The organism is Sphingomonas parapaucimobilis NBRC 15100 (assembly GCF_000787715.1).
Classification (GTDB): domain Bacteria; phylum Pseudomonadota; class Alphaproteobacteria; order Sphingomonadales; family Sphingomonadaceae; genus Sphingomonas; species Sphingomonas parapaucimobilis.
The window spans coordinates 1-18,120 of sequence record NZ_BBPI01000084.1 but is presented as its reverse complement, the minus strand read 5'-3'; the positions used below and the strand labels follow the sequence as shown (position 1 = coordinate 18,120).

Annotated in this window: 14 protein-coding genes; 6 read left to right on the top strand and 8 right to left on the bottom strand. The window is 66.8% G+C overall.

The window, feature by feature from the left end; translation table 11 throughout:
• A partial coding sequence (locus SP5_RS15340; RefSeq protein ID WP_157013764.1) for a nuclear transport factor 2 family protein occupies window positions 1–318 on the top strand: 318 nt, incomplete at its 5' end.
• Here the strand turns inward: SP5_RS15340 and SP5_RS15335 are convergent.
• The 8 genes from SP5_RS15335 to SP5_RS15300 all read right to left on the bottom strand — a co-directional run bounded on the left by SP5_RS15335 (window position 287) and on the right by SP5_RS15300 (window position 12,814).
• Window positions 287–676, bottom strand: a complete 390-nt coding sequence (locus tag SP5_RS15335; RefSeq protein ID WP_042490423.1) for a hypothetical protein — start codon at window positions 674–676, stop codon at window positions 287–289. The genes SP5_RS15340 and SP5_RS15335 overlap by 32 nt on opposite strands.
• 19 nt (window positions 677–695) lie before the next feature.
• On the bottom strand, window positions 696–4,079 hold the full coding sequence (locus tag SP5_RS18585; protein WP_052811582.1) for a S8 family serine peptidase: 3,384 nt from the start codon (window positions 4,077–4,079) through the stop codon (window positions 696–698).
• 287 nt (window positions 4,080–4,366) lie between these two features.
• The gene (locus SP5_RS15325) at window positions 4,367–4,924 is read right to left on the bottom strand and encodes a GNAT family N-acetyltransferase (RefSeq protein ID WP_042490432.1); all 558 of its coding nucleotides are present in this window, start codon (window positions 4,922–4,924) and stop codon (window positions 4,367–4,369) included.
• Complete coding sequence (locus SP5_RS15320) at window positions 4,921–5,478, bottom strand: 4'-phosphopantetheinyl transferase family protein (RefSeq protein ID WP_042490421.1); 558 nt, start codon at window positions 5,476–5,478, stop codon at window positions 4,921–4,923. Before SP5_RS15320 ends, SP5_RS15325 begins: the two co-directional genes overlap by 4 nt.
• On the bottom strand, window positions 5,475–9,482 hold the full coding sequence (locus tag SP5_RS15315) for a Pls/PosA family non-ribosomal peptide synthetase (RefSeq protein ID WP_042490419.1): 4,008 nt from the start codon (window positions 9,480–9,482) through the stop codon (window positions 5,475–5,477). Before SP5_RS15315 ends, SP5_RS15320 begins: the two co-directional genes overlap by 4 nt.
• Before the next feature lie 39 nt (window positions 9,483–9,521).
• Window positions 9,522–10,484 (bottom strand): glycoside hydrolase family protein, encoded by a 963-nt coding sequence (locus SP5_RS15310; RefSeq protein WP_157013762.1) that lies wholly within the window; start codon window positions 10,482–10,484, stop codon window positions 9,522–9,524.
• A complete protein-coding gene (locus SP5_RS15305) occupies window positions 10,481–11,248 on the bottom strand; it encodes an SDR family NAD(P)-dependent oxidoreductase (RefSeq protein ID WP_245613513.1) in 768 nt (255 codons plus the stop codon). Before SP5_RS15305 ends, SP5_RS15310 begins: the two co-directional genes overlap by 4 nt.
• 81 nt (window positions 11,249–11,329) lie before the next feature.
• Complete coding sequence (locus tag SP5_RS15300; protein WP_042490417.1) at window positions 11,330–12,814, bottom strand: MFS transporter; 1,485 nt, start codon at window positions 12,812–12,814, stop codon at window positions 11,330–11,332.
• 293 nt (window positions 12,815–13,107) lie between these two features.
• Between SP5_RS15300 and SP5_RS15295 the strand changes: the two genes are divergently transcribed.
• The 5 genes from SP5_RS15295 (at window position 13,108) to map (ending at window position 18,038) form a co-directional block, all read left to right on the top strand.
• Window positions 13,108–14,127 carry an alpha/beta fold hydrolase gene (locus SP5_RS15295; protein ID WP_084220721.1) on the top strand — a complete coding sequence of 340 codons (1,020 nt, stop codon included), beginning with the start codon at window positions 13,108–13,110 and terminating at the stop codon, window positions 14,125–14,127.
• 96 nt (window positions 14,128–14,223) lie between these two features.
• A complete protein-coding gene (locus SP5_RS15290) occupies window positions 14,224–16,332 on the top strand; it encodes a S9 family peptidase (RefSeq protein ID WP_084220720.1) in 2,109 nt (702 codons plus the stop codon).
• A gap of 330 nt (window positions 16,333–16,662) precedes the next feature.
• Window positions 16,663–17,022: a YbaN family protein gene (locus tag SP5_RS15285; RefSeq protein WP_052811581.1), complete on the top strand. Its 360-nt coding sequence runs from the start codon at window positions 16,663–16,665 to the stop codon at window positions 17,020–17,022.
• Window positions 17,023–17,065: 43 nt separating this feature from the next.
• Window positions 17,066–17,272 (top strand): ParD-like family protein, encoded by a 207-nt coding sequence (locus SP5_RS15280; RefSeq protein WP_042490412.1) that lies wholly within the window; start codon window positions 17,066–17,068, stop codon window positions 17,270–17,272.
• Window position 17,273: 1 nt separating this feature from the next.
• A complete protein-coding gene (gene map, locus SP5_RS15275; protein WP_042490411.1) occupies window positions 17,274–18,038 on the top strand; it encodes a type I methionyl aminopeptidase in 765 nt (254 codons plus the stop codon).
• Window positions 18,039–18,120: the final 82 nt, after the last annotated feature.

Sequence of the window (18,120 nt, the reverse complement as noted above, 5' to 3'; positions counted from 1 at the left end):
TCGTGGCTTGCTGATGATGTATGCTGGAACGAACCAGTCGTCGGCGACCATATGGGGTGCCTTCGGGGAGCCGATGCCGTCGTCGACATGCTCAAGCGTGCGCTTGCGGCCACCGATGGCACCTTTTCCTTGCGGGTTGCCAGTGTCGTCGAAACCCAAAGCCACTGCGCTGCCGTGATCGGGTGGAGCGCGGACAAGAACGGGCGAACCATCCAGGGACAGGAAATGGCCGTCTTTGGTTTCAAGGGCAGAAGTATTGCCGAAGCGTCCTTCTTCGCATCCGATATCACCAACGACCAGGCGTTCCGGGAGGGTTGATCGCTGCTCGCGCTTTCGAGGACCGCCCTGCCAGCCGTTCCAGGGCTTTCCGTCGCGCGGCGGGATCGAGGCGGGACAAATGGCGTCGCTCCCGCTCCGGCGCCGTGCGCGCCTGCCAGCCATAGGTCGCCATGCATGCCTCGATCGTATCGCCCGTCACGCGGCCCGGCGTTCCATTGTCGAGCAGCGCCGCCCCGTCCGGGCGCTCCCCGCCCGCCGCTGGGCCGGTGGTGATGATGCGGCACCGCCGCAGATCCGCTTCGACCTGCGCCAGTGTCGCGCCCGGCCTGCTATAAAGGACCAGCGGCACCGGATCGGCCACCGCCACCATCGCCAGCAGGGCCGACATCAGCACCATGTCGACCCCGCCCGCTCCATCAGAAGGACAGCTTCAGTCCGGCGCGATAGGACTGGTTGCGCACATCGTCGCGCCCGACCGTCGAGTCCGCCGCCAGCGAGACAGTCGCACGGCCCGAACGATAGGCGACCCCCGCGCTGATCTCGGCCCAGTCGCGATCCTGCCGTGCGGTCAGGAAGCGCGCCTGCGCCCGCGTCCCGCCTGCGAACCCGGCGTTGAAATAGCCCGGCCGCCCCTCGAAATCATGGACATAATAGGCCGTGGCGAAGGGACGGAAGCCGCCTTGCGTCGCGTCGATCTGAAGCCCCGCGCGGCCCTGCACGCTCAGGAAACGATCGCGGCCATAGGTCAGTGCCGGACCGCTGCCCGTCTCGCCCGTCGGGGTGAAGTCGATGCTGCTGGTGCGGATCGCCACGCGCGGCCCGAAACGCACCGCGCCGCTGCCCTTCATATAGCTTGCCCCGACTTCGCTCGACAGGGCCAGCGCATTGTCGCGTGAGCGCAAGTCGAAGGGCGTGCCGACAAAGCTGCCCTGCCGCCGGGTCGAGGACTGGTAAACGCCCGCGCCGAACTGCGCATCGAGCGCCGGGCCAAGCGTGCCGCCGAGCCGTCCATAGAGCGTGCCCTGGATCAGCTCGCCCTTGGCCGACTGGCCGAACCGCTGCTCGCCATCGATATCCGAATAGGACAGGCCGAAGCCCAGCGCCGCCGTGTCCGATACCCGCGCCTCGACACCGCCCGCGATGTAAAAGCCGTCGAACGGATCACGACCGCCGACCGTCGCGGGCATCGCCGCGCCCGAGCCATCGATATAGCCGCCCGCCAGATAGGCCGAGACATTGTCAGGCAGCATGTTCTCGCGGACCATGCTGGTCGGCGTGTCGCTGACCGTCTGGGGACGGCCGGGTGCCGCGATGGCGTTGGCGGCGAACTCCAGCGGCTTGCCGATCATCGCGACCGTGCCGCCCGCAAAGCCGTCCGGCGTCATGGCCGTCAGGCGGTCGCGATAGAAGCGCGCGATATTGTCGGTCGCGGTGGTGCCGATCGCGCGGCGGGTCGTCTGGCTGCGCGGTGCGATCGCCTCCAGGCTGCCCCGGATCGTCCCGACATCCTGAAGGTCGAGCAGGTCGTATGTGCCACGCAAATTGGCATAGGCCGAGCGATTGGCGTCGAGCAGCCGCGCATAGGCCGTCTGCACCGGCGTCGCCGCCACCACGCTGGCATAGGGCCGCGCCCCCACCGCCGCCGTGACCCGACCCGCGCCATAGCTCAGCTCAGGATAGAGGATCGCGCTGAAGGCGGTGGTGCTGCCGAAGCTGCCGGTGATGCCGTTCGACGCCGTGAGGACCGTATAGCTGTCGCCATAACGCGGCACATGGTTGACCGGCCGCAGGGTCAGGTTGCCACCGCCCAATACGATGCTGCGCGCGGCCAGCTGGTCCGACGTCCCGGCGGGGCCGATATCCGCGACGAACTGGCTGTCCGATCCCAGGCTGGCGGTGCCCGCCACGGTCAGCGTCCCGAACGCGCCGGTGCTGCCCGGCGAGACGATGCCGCCCGACCCGGCGGTCAGCGACGCGACGCTGCCATTGCCCGCGACGATGCCGCCCGACACCGCCGTCACCGCCGAACGCGTCAGGCTGCCGTCGACCGTCAGCTGCCCCTGCTCGACACGGGTCGGGCCGCTATAGCTGTTGGAGGCGGTCAGGATCAGCTCGCCACCGCCGCGCTTGATCAGGCCGCCGATATCATTGGGGAAGCCCGCCAGCACTTCGGCCGAATAACGGTCGCGGGCGTCGGTGATCGGGTTGCTCCAGATGTCGGTCGTACCCGACGCCACCGTGACTTCGCGCGTGTCGCGCAGCGCGGTCGGCCCGCGCAACGCCACCGCCATCTGCGGCGCGCCCCAGCCCGAGCGCAGGTCGACGCCCGGCGTGTCGAGGTCCTTGGAACTGGACACCAGAATGTCGGAGATCAGCCCGGTCTTGTATTCGGGGAAATACTCCATCAGCAGCGCGGCGAAGCCCGAGATATTGGGCGCCGCCATCGACGTGCCGGTCAGCGCGGCATAGCCCGGCCCGGTGAAGGTGATATACTTCTGAAGCTCGGCGGTGATCAGCGTATTGGCCTGGGTCAGCACCGAATAGGAGAAGTCCCGGCCGACCAGCGCAATGTTGCCAGGGATCGTCAGGATCTGTGCCAGACGGCTGGTATAGCCATCGGGATCGGGCGTCACGAAGCGCGCGCCATAGGCCAGCGAGATGCCGACCGCCTGCTGCGCGACCCTGGTCCGCTCGGCCTCCTCGTCGAAGGAGCGCCCCGACACCTTGGCCGCATCGCGCCTGTTGAGATAGTCGTTCAGCACGCCCAGCCAGGCATTGACCGCCGCATTCTGCAACTGGGCCAGGGTCGTCGCGGCATAGATGGTCGGATACATGGCGCGGGTATATTTGGCGCGGATCGCGGTGCCGTCGATCGTATAGGTCTGTGCCGCGGACACCACGGCGCTGCCCGGCCCCGACACGCACCAGGTCGCGGTCTGGCCGCACAGGCTGGTGCTGGCGGCCGCCGTGCCGTTCGCCAGATAGTTGGTGACCGACAACCAGTTGGAACGCAGCCGCAGGTCGTTGAGCGGGGTCACCGCATCAATGCTGGCATGGACACCAGAGCCGTTGCCTGCCGAAAAGACGACGAGCACGTCGTTCTTGAGGACCGGATCGTAAAAACCGTCCAGCGTCTGCTGGAACGCACCACGCGCCTGGGACGGGGTCAGCGTATAGGGCTGGGTCGACGTCGAGCCCCAGCTGTTGTTGATGATCCGAACCCGCCCGGTATCGGCGAGCGCCGGGATATTCTCCTGCGCGGTGGCGACCATGACGTCGTCGAGGATCTGGTCGCGCCACCACAGGAAATCGCCCGCCGCGAAATTGGTCGTCGCCGACAGGATGTTGGCGCCGAACGCGTTGCCGAACATCACTCCGTCCGCCAGGCGGTTGCCCGCCGTCGTGCCTGCGACATGGGTGCCATGGATTTCCCAGGGCCGTCGCGGATTGACCATGCCGTCATTGCCATAGGTCGAGGGGACGGGCGTGCGCAGCCCCGCGATCTTGCCCGATCCCGCGAACGACGGATGGCTCATCACCACGCCCGCATCGTTGATCCCGATCGTCTGCCCCTTGCCCGACAGGCCAAGGACATAGGCATATTCCAGGCCCAGATAGCCCTTGGTGTAGTCGACCGAGAATTGCTTGTCCTGCCGCCAGGACGCCAGCGCCGCGTTATAGTCCGCCGTCCGCTGGCCGTTGGCCATCACATAGCCGCCGGTCGGCGCAGGCGGCACATATTGGCTCTGCGCGGCAGCGGAACCCGCCTGAACGAGACAAAATGCAGCGATCGCCAGCAACGATACGCGAGAAACGCCTACCCCCACGATAGTCCCCCTTAATGCCTATCAATATTATCAACTTATTGATGATAGGATTTTCATGATGGGGCAGAACTGTCAACTCCGATTACGGATGAATTGAAAAGGTTTGTGAAGTTTATTGTTTCACCTATGAAACAATAAGGAGTGACGCAGGGGAAAGGAAAAGACTTGGCGGCGCGGGGCCACGGATTGTTCCAATGCTCATCGATGCGCAAATGCCGCGAACGAATCGTTCGGCGCAGCCTCGACGAACTAATGTCCGGTCAGGTCCAAGGCCCGCGATCTTCCCGACCGGATGACGAGAGGATGAGGGCGACCTTCGACAATGCGTCATCGCGGCGAGCCGCCAGCGCCTCCGCCGACACCTTTGCCAGATCGAAACGTAGTTCGTGCATGGTCATGCCGGAGCGATAGCCCTCGGGCCAGACGGCGGTCTGCTCGAAGCCGCAGCGCAGGAAGAAGGGCGCGACCCGGGGCGAAGTGTCGACCGTGACGTAGCGCGTCACCGGTCGTGCATGGACCGCGACATGGTGCAACCGCGCGAGCAGCAGCAACCGCCCCAGTCCACAGCCATGCCAGGCCGGTGTCGCCATGCCCCAATAGAGCAGCGCCTTGTTGTAATGCTCCCAGACCTCATAGCCGCCGAACGCCGCCGCGCGTTCATCGACCGCGACGACGAAGGCGGGGCCGTCGGGCTCGTCCAGCGTCTCGATCAGCCAGTCGCGGTCCCCTGCCCCGAAATAGTCGGCGCGGTTGGCGTCGAAGATCGCCAGCACGTCGTCGCGGTCGGTGTCCCTATAGGGGCGGACGACGACGCTCATGCCCATAGCGCCACCGTCTCGATCGCCCCGCCCACATCGCGGGTCCAGCAATGGGCGGCGCGCTCCCCCTGCCGGTGCGCGGTCGCTTGCCGGTCGTCGATCAGCCGCGTCTCGATCGTCTCGGCGGCCATGCGCCGGGGATCGCCGACCAGCTTGGCATAGGCCTCCTTGATCGTCCAACGGCGCAGCCATTGGCGCGACGGATCGGGCGCGGCACGCACCGCTCGTGCTTCCGCCGGGGTCAGCATGTCCCAGAGCGGCGGAGCGTCGTCGACGGCTTCGCGGTCCACCGCTATGGGCTGCCGCGCCGCCGCGATCAGGCACAGCTCCCCTCGCCCCGCTATGCCGATATACCAGCCATGGGGAGCCGCGACCCGCGGCTGGCCGGTTATACTCCGCGTCAGCCGGACCGGTTCGTCGGCCAGCCGGGTCAGCAGCATATCGGCCAGCGGTGCCCGCTGCCCCCGCCCCGGATCGGCCGTGCGCCAGATGACGGGCGAAGTGCCGTCCCAGTCCAGCCGGTCGAGCGGCCCGTCATGGCGCAGCGGGATCATGCCTCGGTGACGATCCGCGCCGGGCTGCCTTCCCAGTTGGTGCCGTCGGGCAGCGTCTCGCCCTTCATGACGACCGACAGGTCGCCCAGCTGCGCGTCCGCGCCCACTTCGGCATCGTACAGGACGATGGCCAGCGAGCCGATGGTGGCGCGGTCGCCGACCTTGATCGCGCCGACCTTCATCACCCGGTCCTCGAACAAATGCGTCTGCAGCCCGGCATAGTCGTTCAGCGCGACATCGTCGCCGATCGTCACCAGGTCATGCTCGGTCAGGTCGGTGGTGTCGATATAGCAGCGCTTGCCGACCTTGGCCCCCATCAGCCGCAGATAAAGGCCGATCCAGGGCGTTCCGCGCAACGGCTCCAGCAGGTTGGCGACCGCGAGATTCTCATAGGTCGCCGTGACCAGCTCGGTCCGCCAGACGAAAGTGCTCCACAGGGGCGCGGTCCGCGCCTTGTAGCGGCCGACCACCAGCCATTTGAGCGCCAGCACGAACGCACCGCAAGCCAGGCAGAAACCGACATAGAGGAACGGGAAGGCTGAGATGATGACCAGCCCGCCACGCTCCAGATCGTCCAGATCGCCGACGATCGACAACAGCGCGCTGAAGAACACCAGGAACGCGGTCAGCGACAGGGTGGTGCGGATCGCCTCGATCGACAGGCGCGTGGCGATCAGGCCCTTGGACGGGTTGAAGCGCGCCCCCTCGTCGAACATCGTCGCGACCTGCCGCACCGGCAGCTTGATCGCGGGCGAGCCGAACCAGGTGCTGCCCGCCTCGGTCGCCAATTCCGGGTTCTCGGGCGGCTTGGAGAGGACGCCGATCAGCACCTCGTCGCCGATCTGCGCGCCGGTGGGCAGCAACGCGGAATTGCCGATGAAGCTGCGGCGGCCGATCCGGGTATGCGCCAGCTCGATGGTGCCATGGCCGATCTTGGCCGCGCCGAAGATCACCGAGTCCGCGATAAAGCTCTCCGGCCCGATCTCGACCAGGTCGGGGACGATCGCACTGGCGGTCGAAATCTCCGCCCGCCGCCCGACCGTCACGCCCAGCGCGCGGTACCAGGGGATGACGTAAAGCGTCGCGAAGATCGGGTGCAGCAGCCGCAGCGCCAGGTCGTTGATCTGCCGCACCATCCAGTAGCGGACATAGAACCAGCTATCGAGGCGATAGACACCCGGCTTCACGCGGCCCAGGATCGCCCGCTTGGCCAGCACCGTCAGCACGCACATCATCACGATATAGGTCGCGGCGAGCAGCGGCGAGACGAGCATATAGCCATAGCCGGTCGTCGCCCAGTCCAGCTCGATCAGCGCGATCAGGCCCGGCGCGATCGGCAGGATGGCGATGATCGGCAGCAGCAGCGCGCCGATGAAGATCGCCAGCGACGGCCCCGTCCGCTTGGCCGTCGTGATGACCTCGCCCGGCTCGACCATCCGGTCGAAGGCGGCGGGCGATCCGGTCCAGCGTTGCCCGGCCGGGATCACCGTTTCTGCGGGCAACGCGGCCATGTCGTCGAGGATCGCGTCATCCCCCAGCGCCGAGTTGCGCCCGACCACCGACTGGCCGCCGACGAACGCCCGGTTGCCCAGCGTCACCGTGCCCAGCCGCAACAGGCCGCGCTCGACCGAACTGGTCGCCATCACCGCCTGATCGCTGACGATCGCATCGTCGCCGCAGGCGAACAGGTCGGCGGTGTCGATGACGCCGTTGCCGATATAGGCGCGCTTGCCGATCTTCGCGCCGAGCATCCGGTAATAGCCCCGGATCATCGGCGTACCCGCCAGATAGGGGGTCGCCGTCACCGCGATGATCCGCCGCACCAGCCACCAGCGGAAATAGGTGCCGCCCCACAGCGGATAGTCACCCGCCTTGAACCGCCCCGCGATCAGCCATTTGGCGGCAATCGAGAACAGCATCGAAGCGACCGGCACGATGGTGAAGAACAAGGCGCTCAGGATCAGCGCATCGATGCGCGGCATCCGCCCGGCCAGATGGGTATAGGCCACATACGGGAAGAACCATTGCAGCCCGGCGATGGTATAGACCGGCAGCAGCGCAACCGTCTGCGCCGCGACGCACAGCCAGCGCTTCCATTCGGGAACGCGGTGGAAACTCTCCTCTGTCGCGACCGCCACGGGCGCGGTGCCGCCGATCCGCATCGCCAGGGCGCGGATGGTCGGCGCGGCGTAAAGGTCTTCGAGCGACAGCCCCTCCAGCCCCGCGACCTTGCGCGCCGCCGAAACGAGGCGCGCGGCCTTGAGCGAATGGCCGCCCAGGTCCTCGAACAGATCGTCGGTGACGGACACCGGTTGCGGCGCGAAGGCTTCGGTCCAGATGGCGTGGAGCTTTTCCTCCATCGGCGTGGCGGGCGGCTCGATCGTGCGGCCGGTATCGACGGTGATTTCCGGCTTTACCAGCGCCTTGCGATCGACTTTGCCCGAGGCGGGTAAGGTCGGCAGCGCCGCCAGCAGCTGATAGGCGGCGGGGCGCATGTAATTGGGCAGGCGCTCGGTGACGCGCGCCTTGATGTCGGCGATGTCGATCGCCTCGCCGCTGCGCGCAACGAGGAAGGCCGCCAGGAATTCGGAGCCATCGGCGTCGGTAAACAGATGCACCACCGCCTGCGCCACGCCGGGCGCCTCGCCGATCACCGCCTCGATCTCGGCCAGTTCGACGCGGAAGCCACGGATCTTCACCTGCGTGTCGATACGCCCGACGAAATCGATATCGCCCGCCGCGTCCAGCCGGACGAGATCGCCCGAGCGATAAATACGCTCCGGCCCGCCCGACACGGTGTCGAACGGAGTCATGGTGAACTTCTCGGCGGTCAGATCCGGGCGGTTGACGTAACCGACGCCGACGCCGGGGCCGCCGATGACCAGTTCGCCCTCCTGCCCCGCCTCGACGGGTTGCAGATGTTCGTCGACGATCCAGGCGGTATAGCCGGGCAGCGGCTTGCCGATGGTGATGCGCTTGCCCGGCTGCACCTCGGTCCAGGTCGCCGTCACCGAAGTTTCGGTCGGGCCATAGGTGTTGAGCAACCGCAAGCCAGGGCGCGCCAGACGGCGCGGCAGATCGGCCGGGCACGCCTCGCCGCCCATGTTGATGAGGCGCAGGGTCGGCACCGGATGCTCGACCAGCGCGATCAACGAGGGGACGACGTGCCAGATCGTCGTCTTCTCCGCCGCCAGCGCGATGGCGACATCGGGGCCGCTCGCCGCCAGTGCCTCGGCCGCGACGAGCAGCTTGGCGCCTACGAAGAAGGCGCTCCACATCGTCTCGACCGACATGTCGAAGGCCAGACTGAACCCGCCGAACACGATGTCGTCGGGCTCCAGCGCCAGGATCGCGCTTTCCGAACGGACCAGGTGGCAGGCATTGGCATGGGTAATCATCACGCCCTTGGGCCGCCCGGTCGTGCCCGAGGTGTAGATGATATAGGCCAGATCCTGCGGGTCCGATCCCGTCACCTCCCGACCCAGCGGCTCGGCCGGTTCGGCGGCCAGATCGCCCAGTTCGGCATCCAGGCACAGCGTCTCGCCCGGTATCTCCCCCGCGCGGGCGGAGGTGGTGATGGTCAGCGCCGCGCCGCTGTCCTCGATGATGTAGGCGATCCGATCCTGCGGATAGCCCCAGTCGACCGGGACATAGGCCGCCCCCGAGCGCAGCACGCCCAGGATCGCCATATACTGGTCCAGCCCGCGCGGCAGGCACAGCACCACCCGGTCGCCCTTGCCGACGCCCAGCGCGCGCAGCCGATGCGCCATCGACAGGCTGCGCCGGGCAAGCATGTCATAGGTCCAGGCCTTGGGCCGGCTATATTCCTCGTCCGCGCCGATCAGCTGGGCTGCAATCGCCGCCCCATGGTCGCGCACGGTCGCGTCGAACAGCTCGTGCAGCAGTTCGTCACGGGCATAGGGACGGTCGGGGCGCAGCGCCGGGGCCGGGGCGATCGAGGCGTGGATGCTCGGGGCGGCGGGGGTTTCGAATTCTCCGAACATCGACGGGCTTTCTTACGCGGGAAACAGGGACGGGACGGCTCAACTGCGCCGGATCAGTGCCCGCGACAATCGCCGATCCTCCAGCGAATAGTAAAGCCAGATCCCATCCTCCGCGACCACGACCGAGGCGGCGAAGGCGATGTCGGTCGCGCCGCGATCATCGGCGGGCGGCGGCAGGATCAGCGGCTCGATCCCGCGCGCGACGACGCGGGTATAATGTTCGTCGAACGCGACCCAGCCGATCCGCCAGCGCGCATCGCGCGTCGCGCCATTATAGAACATGACCGGACAGCTCTTGTCGTCGGTCAGCAGCGGGCCGGTCGACAGATGCCAGTCGTCCCAGCTGTCCTCGCGCGGCATGAAGGGCGTGGGCTGCTCGGTCCACGGCCCCGCCACATCCTCGCCGATCGCCAGGCCGATGCGCGACGCCTGGTCGGCGGCATATTCGTAGAACAGCCGCCAGCGTCCGTCCGCCGTCCGGTCGACCGTCGCTTCCTTGGTATTGCCCTCGGACTTGGAGGAGGCGAGCGCGACGCCGCTCTTCTCCAGCCGGTCGAGCGACGGCCCGGCGGCATAGGACAGCTCGCCATGCGCATGATCGGCCAGCACGCCCGAATAATAGACGATATAGCCATCCTCGGTGCGCACGACGGTCGGATCCTCGACTCCGCCCGCGTCATGCTCGCCCGGCCCCGGCGCGATGGAGGGGGTGTCGAGCATCGTGAAATGCCGCCCGTCCTCGCTCCACCCCGCCCAGATGACACCGGTATCGGTCAGCGTCTCGCCCGGCCGCACCACCGCGCGGACCATCATGCCCCAGCGGCCATCGGCCTCGCGCCAGACATAGGGGCTCATCAGGTCGCGGGCCATCAGTTCGGACGGTCCTCTGAGGGTCACGTCCTCGATCCGCTTGACGTTGAAGTCGAGGTCGAACGGGGCGTCGGCCACCCGATCCTTGCGATGCGGATCGGCGACCAAGGGGTCGGTTGCGGGTCTCATCATGCGCCCAGCGCCTGCATCAGCGACAGGCCGCCATCGATGACGATCCGCGCCCCGGTGATGTAGCGTGCCTTGTCGGAGGCCAGGAAGACGGCGAGGTCGGCGACCTCCGAAGCCTCGCCCGCACGGCCCATCGGGATGTTCTTCTCCAGGCTGGCGCGATAGGCCGGATCGGCCTGTGCCTTGGCATTCATCGGGGTCAGGATCATGCCCGGCTCGATGGCGTTCACCCGGATGCCGCGCGGGGCCTCCTCGATCGCCAGCGTCTCGACCAGCGTGGTCAGCCCGCCCTTGGCCGCGCAATAATCCGCGCCGCCCGCGCGCACGGCATAGGCATGGATGGACGAGATCTGCAGGATCGTCGCATCGCCCTTCGCCTCGCCCCGCCCGGTCAGGAAGCGACGCGAGGTCAGGAAGGCGCCGGTCAGGTCGGTGTCGATCATGCGCTGCCAATGGGCCAGCGTCATGTCGCGCACGGCGATGCCCGCCATGTTGACCCCGGCGGAATTGACCAGCACGTCGGCCGCGCCCCAGTTTTTCTCGACGGTGGCAAAGGCCCGATCGACCGAGGCCTCCTCATCGACGCCGACCTGCACCGTCATCGCCTCGCCGCCCGCCTTGCGCACCGCCTCGGCGGTGGCGTCGGCATTCCCTTGATCGCTGTGGAACAGGATCGCGACCCTGGCCCCGGTCGCCCCGAACGCCTCGGCACAGGCCGCGCCGATCCCTGACTCGGCCCCTGTTACGATCACCGTCTGCGTTGCCACCGGTCTTCTCCTATCTGGATGAACGCCGGTAACGATTTTTAAGCTGGATCGTTGCTGCACGGAAACGTCATTAAAAATCCGTCATTCGTCGCTATCCCCGCGTCCATGATGCCCGCTCATCGCCGCGCCCGCATCAGGGGCGAAGCGCCGGTTCCAGATGACCGCCGAGGCCGAGATGATCGCCACCACGATGAACGCCGCCGAGAAGCTGTTCAGCGTCGGCCCGCCCTTCCCTTCCACAAGCGAACCCAGCTCCAGCACGGTCGCCGCGGTGCAGATGCCCAGCGACAGGGTCAGTTGCTGGAAGGTCGCGTAGAAGCTGGTCGCCGCGCTCATCCGGTCCTTCTCGACATCGGCATAGGCGATGGCGTTGAAGCCGGTGAACTGGAACGAGGTGAAGAAGCCCGACAGCGCCAGGATGAAGGTGATGAGCGGGATCGACCAGTCAGGGCGGAACAGCGCGCAGGTCGCATAGCCCGCACTGCTCGCCAGCCCCGACACGATCAGGCTGCGGCGAAAGCCCCAGCGGCGCAGGACGCGCGGGGCCAGCGCCTTCATCGCCAGCGCGCCGACCGCGCCCGCCATGGTGATCGTGCCCGTCTTGGCCGCGCTGAGGCCGAAGCCGAGCTGGAACATCAACGGCAGCAGGAAGGGTTGCGCGCCTTGCGTGATCCGGGTCAGCGAACCGCCGATCACCGACAGGCGAAAGGTCGGCACCCGCATCAGCGTGGGGTCGAGGATCGGGTCGGCCGTGCGCCGCGCATGGCGGATATAAAGCCACCCGAAGACCGCGCCGACCACCAGCAGGACGACCGCGATCCAGCCGGTGCCGGGTCGGCTCGCCAGCTCGAACCCGAACAACAGGCAGCCGAGAGAGATGCCCGACAGGAAGAAGCCCGAGACGTCGAACCGCAACCGCGCGTCGCCGCGCACCTCGGGCACCAGCATCCACGCGCCGATCATGCCGATGATGCCGATCGGAATGTTGAGATAGAAGATCCAGCGCCAGTCGAGCCAGGTCACGATGAACCCGCCCAGCGGCGGCCCCAGGATCGGCCCGATCAGCGCGGGCATGACCAGCCAGGACAGCGCCTGCACCATGTCCGCCTTGGCGACGCTGCGAAGCAGGACCAGCCGCCCGACCGGCACCATCATCGCGCCGCCGATGCCCTGCAGGAAGCGCGCGGCGACCAGCGTGGGCAACGACCCCGACTGCGCGCACAGGATCGAGCCGAGCAGGAATACCCCGATCGCCGAGCAGAAGATGGTGCGCGATCCGAACTTGTCGGCCAAAGTCCCGCTGGCGGGAATGAACAGCGCCAGGGCGAGCAGATAGCTGGTCAGCGCCAGGCTGAGGCTGGTGGCCGGCGTCGCCAGGTCGCGCGCCATGGTGGGCAGCGCGACGGTCAGGACGGTGCCGTCCAGCTGCTGCATGAACAGCGCCGAGGCGACGACGAGGGCGATCACACGGTAACCACGGCTCTGCACCGGTTCTTCGGAACGGGGGGCGCCGCTGGTGACCGCCTCGACACCGGGGGCCAGCCCGTCATTCACATCCGCACTCATCGAAGCCAGGTTACGCCGTCGCCACCGCATGCCATTCCATTCGTCAATCGCGCACCCCCGGGTCCCTCAAACGCGATAGTGGCCCATCCGATCAAGACCCGTGGCGAAGTTTTGCCCATGCTGGCCAAACTTTTCGAATTCCTGCCCTTGCAAGGGAGAGATGAGAAAACCCACCGCCCACCAACAGCCGGTCCTGGAATCTATGCCAGTCGCCTCGGTCGCCAGGACACGAACGGAACGGTGCCAAATCACCCGAGTTTGAGAACAGTCCAAGCACAGGGTCTTTTCCACCGATGCCGACGATCACCACCGACCATCTTTCCATCGCCTGCGACCTATATGGGTCGGAGGACGCGCCCGTCGTCCTGCTGCTCCATGGCTGGCCCGACGATGCGACGACCTGGGACCGGGTCGCGCCGCGTCTGGCGCAGGCGGGCCTGCGCGTCGTCGTGCCGACCCTGCGAGGGTTTGGGGCGACGCGGTTCCGCCATGACCACACACCCCGCACCGGCGACAGCGCGATCCTGGCGCTGGATGCGATCGCACTGATGGACAAGCTCGGCATCGACCGGTTCATGGTCGCGGGACATGACTGGGGCAGCAACATCGCCGAGGCGCTGGCCGTGGGCTGGCCCGAGCGGGTGCGCAAGCTGGCGCTGCTCAGCACCCCGCCACGTCTGGGTGGAATGCCGACCCCGTCCTTCGACCAGGCGCAGAGGCAATGGTATCACTGGTTCATGGCGACCCGGCGCGGCGCGCAGGCGGTGCGCGACGACCGGCGCGGCTTTGCCCATATCCACTGGGTCAACTGGTCGCCGCCCGGCTGGTTCGACGAAGCGACGTTCAACCGGGTCGCCAAGTCCTTCGACAATCCCGATTGGCCGGCCGTGACGATCCACAGCTACCGCGCCCGCTGGGACGAGGCGCAGCCCGACCCGCGCGGCGCATGGCTGGCCGACCGGGTGAAGGCAACCAAGGCCCTGTCGGTGCCGACGCTCTATCTCCACGGAGAGGTCGACGGGGTGAACCCGCCCTCCACCGCGCGCGATGTAGCGGCCCGGTTCAGCGGACCGTTCAGGATGGTCGAACTGCCCGGCGTCGGTCATTTCCCGCAGCGCGAGAATCCGGAAGCGGTGTCGCGCCACCTGATCGAGCTGTTCGTCGAGGCCGACGAGGATCGAGGCCACTGGAAACTCGCCGCCGGGGTCGCGGCGGCGGGGCTGCTGGCCGCGGCGATCGGCTTCGCCCGCATGCGGCCCACCGAGGACGACCAATCCTCCCCGGAACGGGGCGGTGGCGGCCAGAAAGGCTGAATGCTCGGCAAGGTCGTCGGCCTGTTCGCCCCGATGACGCTTGCGTGAGAAGAGCCGGGCCGCCATCCTGCCGACGTACAAATGAGGGGGAAGACGATGCGGTGGCTGGCGGCAACGGGATTGATGGTGCTGGCGAGCCCCGCGCTGGCGCAACAGACGACGCCGCCGGTCGCGGCCAGGAAACCCTATCAGGTCCCCTCGCCCCATGGCGCGCGGGAGGACGAATATTACTGGCTGCGCGACGACACCCGGAAGAACCCGGAGATGCTCGCCTATCTGAAGGCCGAGAATGCCTATGCCGATACGCAGCTGGCGACGCTCAAGCCGCTTGAGGCCAAACTCTATGCCGAGACGGTCGCCCATATCAAACAGGACGACAGCAGCGTTCCCTATCGCAAGAATGGATACTGGTATTCATCGCGCTTCGCGACCGGTGCCGACTATCCGCTGATCGAACGCCGCCAGGGCAGCGCCACCGCACCCGCCACCATGCTGTTCGACCAGCCCGCCATGGCCAAGGGCCACAGCTTCTTCGCACTATCCGACTGGTCGGTCAGCCCGGACAACAAGCTGGTCGCCTGGGCCGAGGACACGGTCGGACGGCGGCAATATGTGCTGAAGGTCAAGGATATCGCGACCGGGCGCATCCACGAAGACACGATTACGAATATCGAGCCGAACATCGTCTGGGCGGCCGACAACCGCACCATTCTTTACATCGCCAAGGACCCGACCACGCTGCGCGGCTATCGTGCCATGGCGCATGTGCTGGGCACGCCGGTCAACGCCGACCGGATGCTGTACGAGGAGAAGGACGACACCTTCAACATGGGGATCGGGCGGACGACCGACGACCGCTATATCTGCATCGGCGTCCAGAGTACGGTCAGCGACGAGCAACGCTGCGCCCCCGCCGCCCAGCCGACCGCCTTCACCGTCATCGCCCCGCGCGAGCGCGAGTTCCGCTACAGCCCCGACCATCTCGGCAATCGCTGGATCATCCGCACCAATCGCGGTGCGAAGAACTACAAGCTGGTAACGCTGGCCGATGCCGACATGGCCAAGGGCGTCGCCGCCTGGCGCGATCTGGTGCCCGGCAGCGACGCGGTGTTCATCGAGGATTTCAAGCCGTTCAACGGCTTCGTCGCGATCGACCAGCGCGAGGGCGGCAACCGCACGATCCGCCTGCTGACCGATGCGGGCAAGTCCATCCCCGTCAAGGCGGACGAGCCCGCCTATCGCATGGGCCTGTCCACCAACGAGGAGCCGGACACGCCCTGGGTCCGCTACACCTATGGCTCGCTGGTCACGCCGACCACGACCTATGAGGTCAACGCCCGCACCGGCGCGCGTCGCATGCTGAAGGTGACGCCGGTGCCCGGCTATGATCCGGCGCGCTACGTGACCGAGCGCGTCTGGGCGCCCGCGCGCGACGGCACGCGCATCCCGGTGTCACTGGTCTACGCCAAAGGCGTGAAGCGCGACGGCACCGCGCCGCTCTTTCAATATGCCTATGGCAGCTATGGCATTTCGACCGATCCGGGCGTCGATCCGGGGCGGATCGGGCTGCTCGACCGCGGCATGGTCTATGCCATTGCGCATATCCGCGGCGGGCAGGAAATGGGGCGCGGCTGGTATGATGACGGCCATCTGCTCAACAAGAAGAACAGCTTCACCGACTTTATCGACGTGACCCGCTATCTGGTCGCGCAGAAATATGCCGCACCCGGCCGGGTGGCGGCGATGGGCGGCAGCGCGGGCGGGCTGCTGATGGGGGGCGTCGCCAACATGGCGCCGCAGGATTACAAACTCATCATCGCGCAGGTGCCGTTCGTCGATGTGGTCACGACGATGCTCGATGCGTCCATCCCGCTGACGACCTTCGAATATGACGAATGGGGCAACCCGGCGAACAAGCCCTATTACGATTATATGCTCAGCTACTCGCCCTACGACAATGTCGCGGCGAAGGCGTATCCGGCGCTCTATGTTGGCACCGGCCTGTGGGACAGCCAGGTGCAATATTACGAACCCGCCAAATGGGTCGCCCGCCTCCGCGCCAGGAAGACCGACGTCAACCCGCTGGTCTTCCGGGTCAATATGGAGGCCGGGCATGGCGGCAAGTCCGGGCGGTTCGAGCGGATTCGGCAGAATGCCGAGTGGCAGGCGTTCATGCTGTCACAGTTGGGGGTGGCGGGGTCGTAATTTCCGAGGTTTCGGCCCTCGCGGCCTGCCCTCCCCCAGCCCCTCCCGCCTGCGGGAGGGGAGCTTTGCGCGATGTATGGCGAGAGAATGCTCTTCTTACTCCCCTCCCGCAAGCGGGAGGGGTTGGGGGAGGGAAAGCCCCAAGCAACGTCGCTGGTGGAGAGGCCCTCCCCCCATCCCAGTTTCAGATAAACGATGCCCCGCATCGTTTAGGCCATGCCGGGGCCATGGCCGACCTGAAACTCGCCTGCGGGAGGGGGCGTGCTTTTGGCGAAGGTGGCGGCCTAAACATCGCTTCCCCCCACCCCCACACCCCGCTACGCATCGCGCATGATACGGCTCGGCTGGCTCATCCTGGGATGCTTGTTCGTCGCACTTGGCGTGATCGGGGCGATCCTGCCGCTGATGCCGACGACGATCTTCCTGATCCTGGCGGCGGGCTGTTTCGCGCGCTCCTCGCCCCGGCTGGAGGCGTGGCTGCTCGACCATCCGCGCTTCGGCCCGACCTTGCGCGCGTGGCGGGAACATGGCGCGATCGGGCGGCGGGGCAAGGCGATGGCGTGCGGCGGCATGACGCTGGGCTATGGCCTTTTCTGGCTGGGCGCACGCCCTCACTGGCCACTGGCCTTGCTGGTCGCCGCCATCATGGCGGGCTGCACGGCCTTCGTCCTGACCCGACCCACCGCCTGACCCGGCTTGCGCAATCCATATACGAAGCATATACGCTTCATATATGGGTATCGTAAAAATCGACGACCAGCTTCACGAAGAGGTCCGCCGCGCCAGCACCGTCATGTGCCGCTCGATCAATGCGCAGGCCGAGTTCTGGATGAAGATGGGCATGTTGGCCGAGGCCAATCCGACGCTGAGCTTCCACGAGATCGTGAAGGCGCAGATGGCCGCCGCCGATTTTCCTCTCTCGCAACCTTTGGTCGCCTGACATGGTGAAGACGGCAGAGGAACTGGCGCTGATGCGCCTCTCCGGGCGCTTGCTGGCGCAGGTGTTTGAGATGCTCGACGGGGTGAGCCTGTCCGGCATGTCGACGCTGGCGATCAACGATCTGGTCGAACGCTACATCACCCACGACCTGTCGGCGCGGCCTGCGAGCAAGGGGCAGTACGGCTTTGCCTATGTGCTTAACAGCTCGATCAACCAGGTCGTCTGTCACGGCGTGCCGAGCGCGGAGGACGTGGTGAAGGACGGCGACATCGTCAATCTCGACATCACGCTGGAAAAGAACGGCTTCATCGCGGATTCCAGCAAGACCTATATGGTCGGCGAGGTATCGCCGGGCGCGAAACGGCTGGTCCGCGTGACGCAGGAAGCGATGTGGAAGGGCATCAAACGGGTCCGCCCCGGCGCGCGGCTGGGCGATGTGGGCGCGGCGATCGAGAAACATGCCAAGGCGAACGGCTATTCGGTGGTCCGCGACTATTGCGGCCACGGCATCGGGCGCGAAATGCACGAGGCGCCCGACGTCATGCACTTCGGGCGGCCGGGCACGGGCGTGCCTTTGCGCGAGGGCATGACCTTCACCATCGAGCCGATGATCAACCAGGGTACGCGCAAGGTGTCGACCAGCGACGATGGCTGGACGGTCGTGACCGATGACGGGAAGCTCTCGGCGCAGTTCGAGCACACGGTCGCGGTGACGAAGACCGGGGTCGAGGTATTGACCCTGCGGACGGGTGAGACGGTGGGGTGACCCACAATCCTCCCCGGCACGGGGAGGGGGACCAGCGAAGCTGGTGGAGGGGGCGTGCCACAAAGGACGCACTCGGAGGCAC

Excerpts from the sequence above, each read along its gene's own strand:
- SP5_RS15315 (WP_042490419.1), bottom strand. The coding sequence starts at position 9,482 with ATGTTCGGAGAATTCGAAACCCCCGCCGCCCCGAGCATCCACGCCTCG.
- SP5_RS15325 (WP_042490432.1), bottom strand. The coding sequence starts at position 4,924 with ATGAGCGTCGTCGTCCGCCCCTATAGGGACACCGACCGCGACGACGTG.
- SP5_RS15320 (WP_042490421.1), bottom strand. The coding sequence starts at position 5,478 with ATGATCCCGCTGCGCCATGACGGGCCGCTCGACCGGCTGGACTGGGAC.
- SP5_RS15295 (WP_084220721.1), top strand. The coding sequence starts at position 13,108 with ATGCCGACGATCACCACCGACCATCTTTCCATCGCCTGCGACCTATAT.
- SP5_RS15290 (WP_084220720.1), top strand. The coding sequence starts at position 14,224 with ATGCGGTGGCTGGCGGCAACGGGATTGATGGTGCTGGCGAGCCCCGCG.
- SP5_RS15285 (WP_052811581.1), top strand. The coding sequence starts at position 16,663 with ATGATACGGCTCGGCTGGCTCATCCTGGGATGCTTGTTCGTCGCACTT.
- SP5_RS15310 (WP_157013762.1), bottom strand. The coding sequence starts at position 10,484 with ATGATGAGACCCGCAACCGACCCCTTGGTCGCCGATCCGCATCGCAAG.
- SP5_RS15335 (WP_042490423.1), bottom strand. The coding sequence starts at position 676 with ATGGTGCTGATGTCGGCCCTGCTGGCGATGGTGGCGGTGGCCGATCCG.
- map (WP_042490411.1), top strand. The coding sequence starts at position 17,274 with ATGGTGAAGACGGCAGAGGAACTGGCGCTGATGCGCCTCTCCGGGCGC.
- SP5_RS15280 (WP_042490412.1), top strand. The coding sequence starts at position 17,066 with ATGGGTATCGTAAAAATCGACGACCAGCTTCACGAAGAGGTCCGCCGC.
- SP5_RS15300 (WP_042490417.1), bottom strand. The coding sequence starts at position 12,814 with ATGAGTGCGGATGTGAATGACGGGCTGGCCCCCGGTGTCGAGGCGGTC.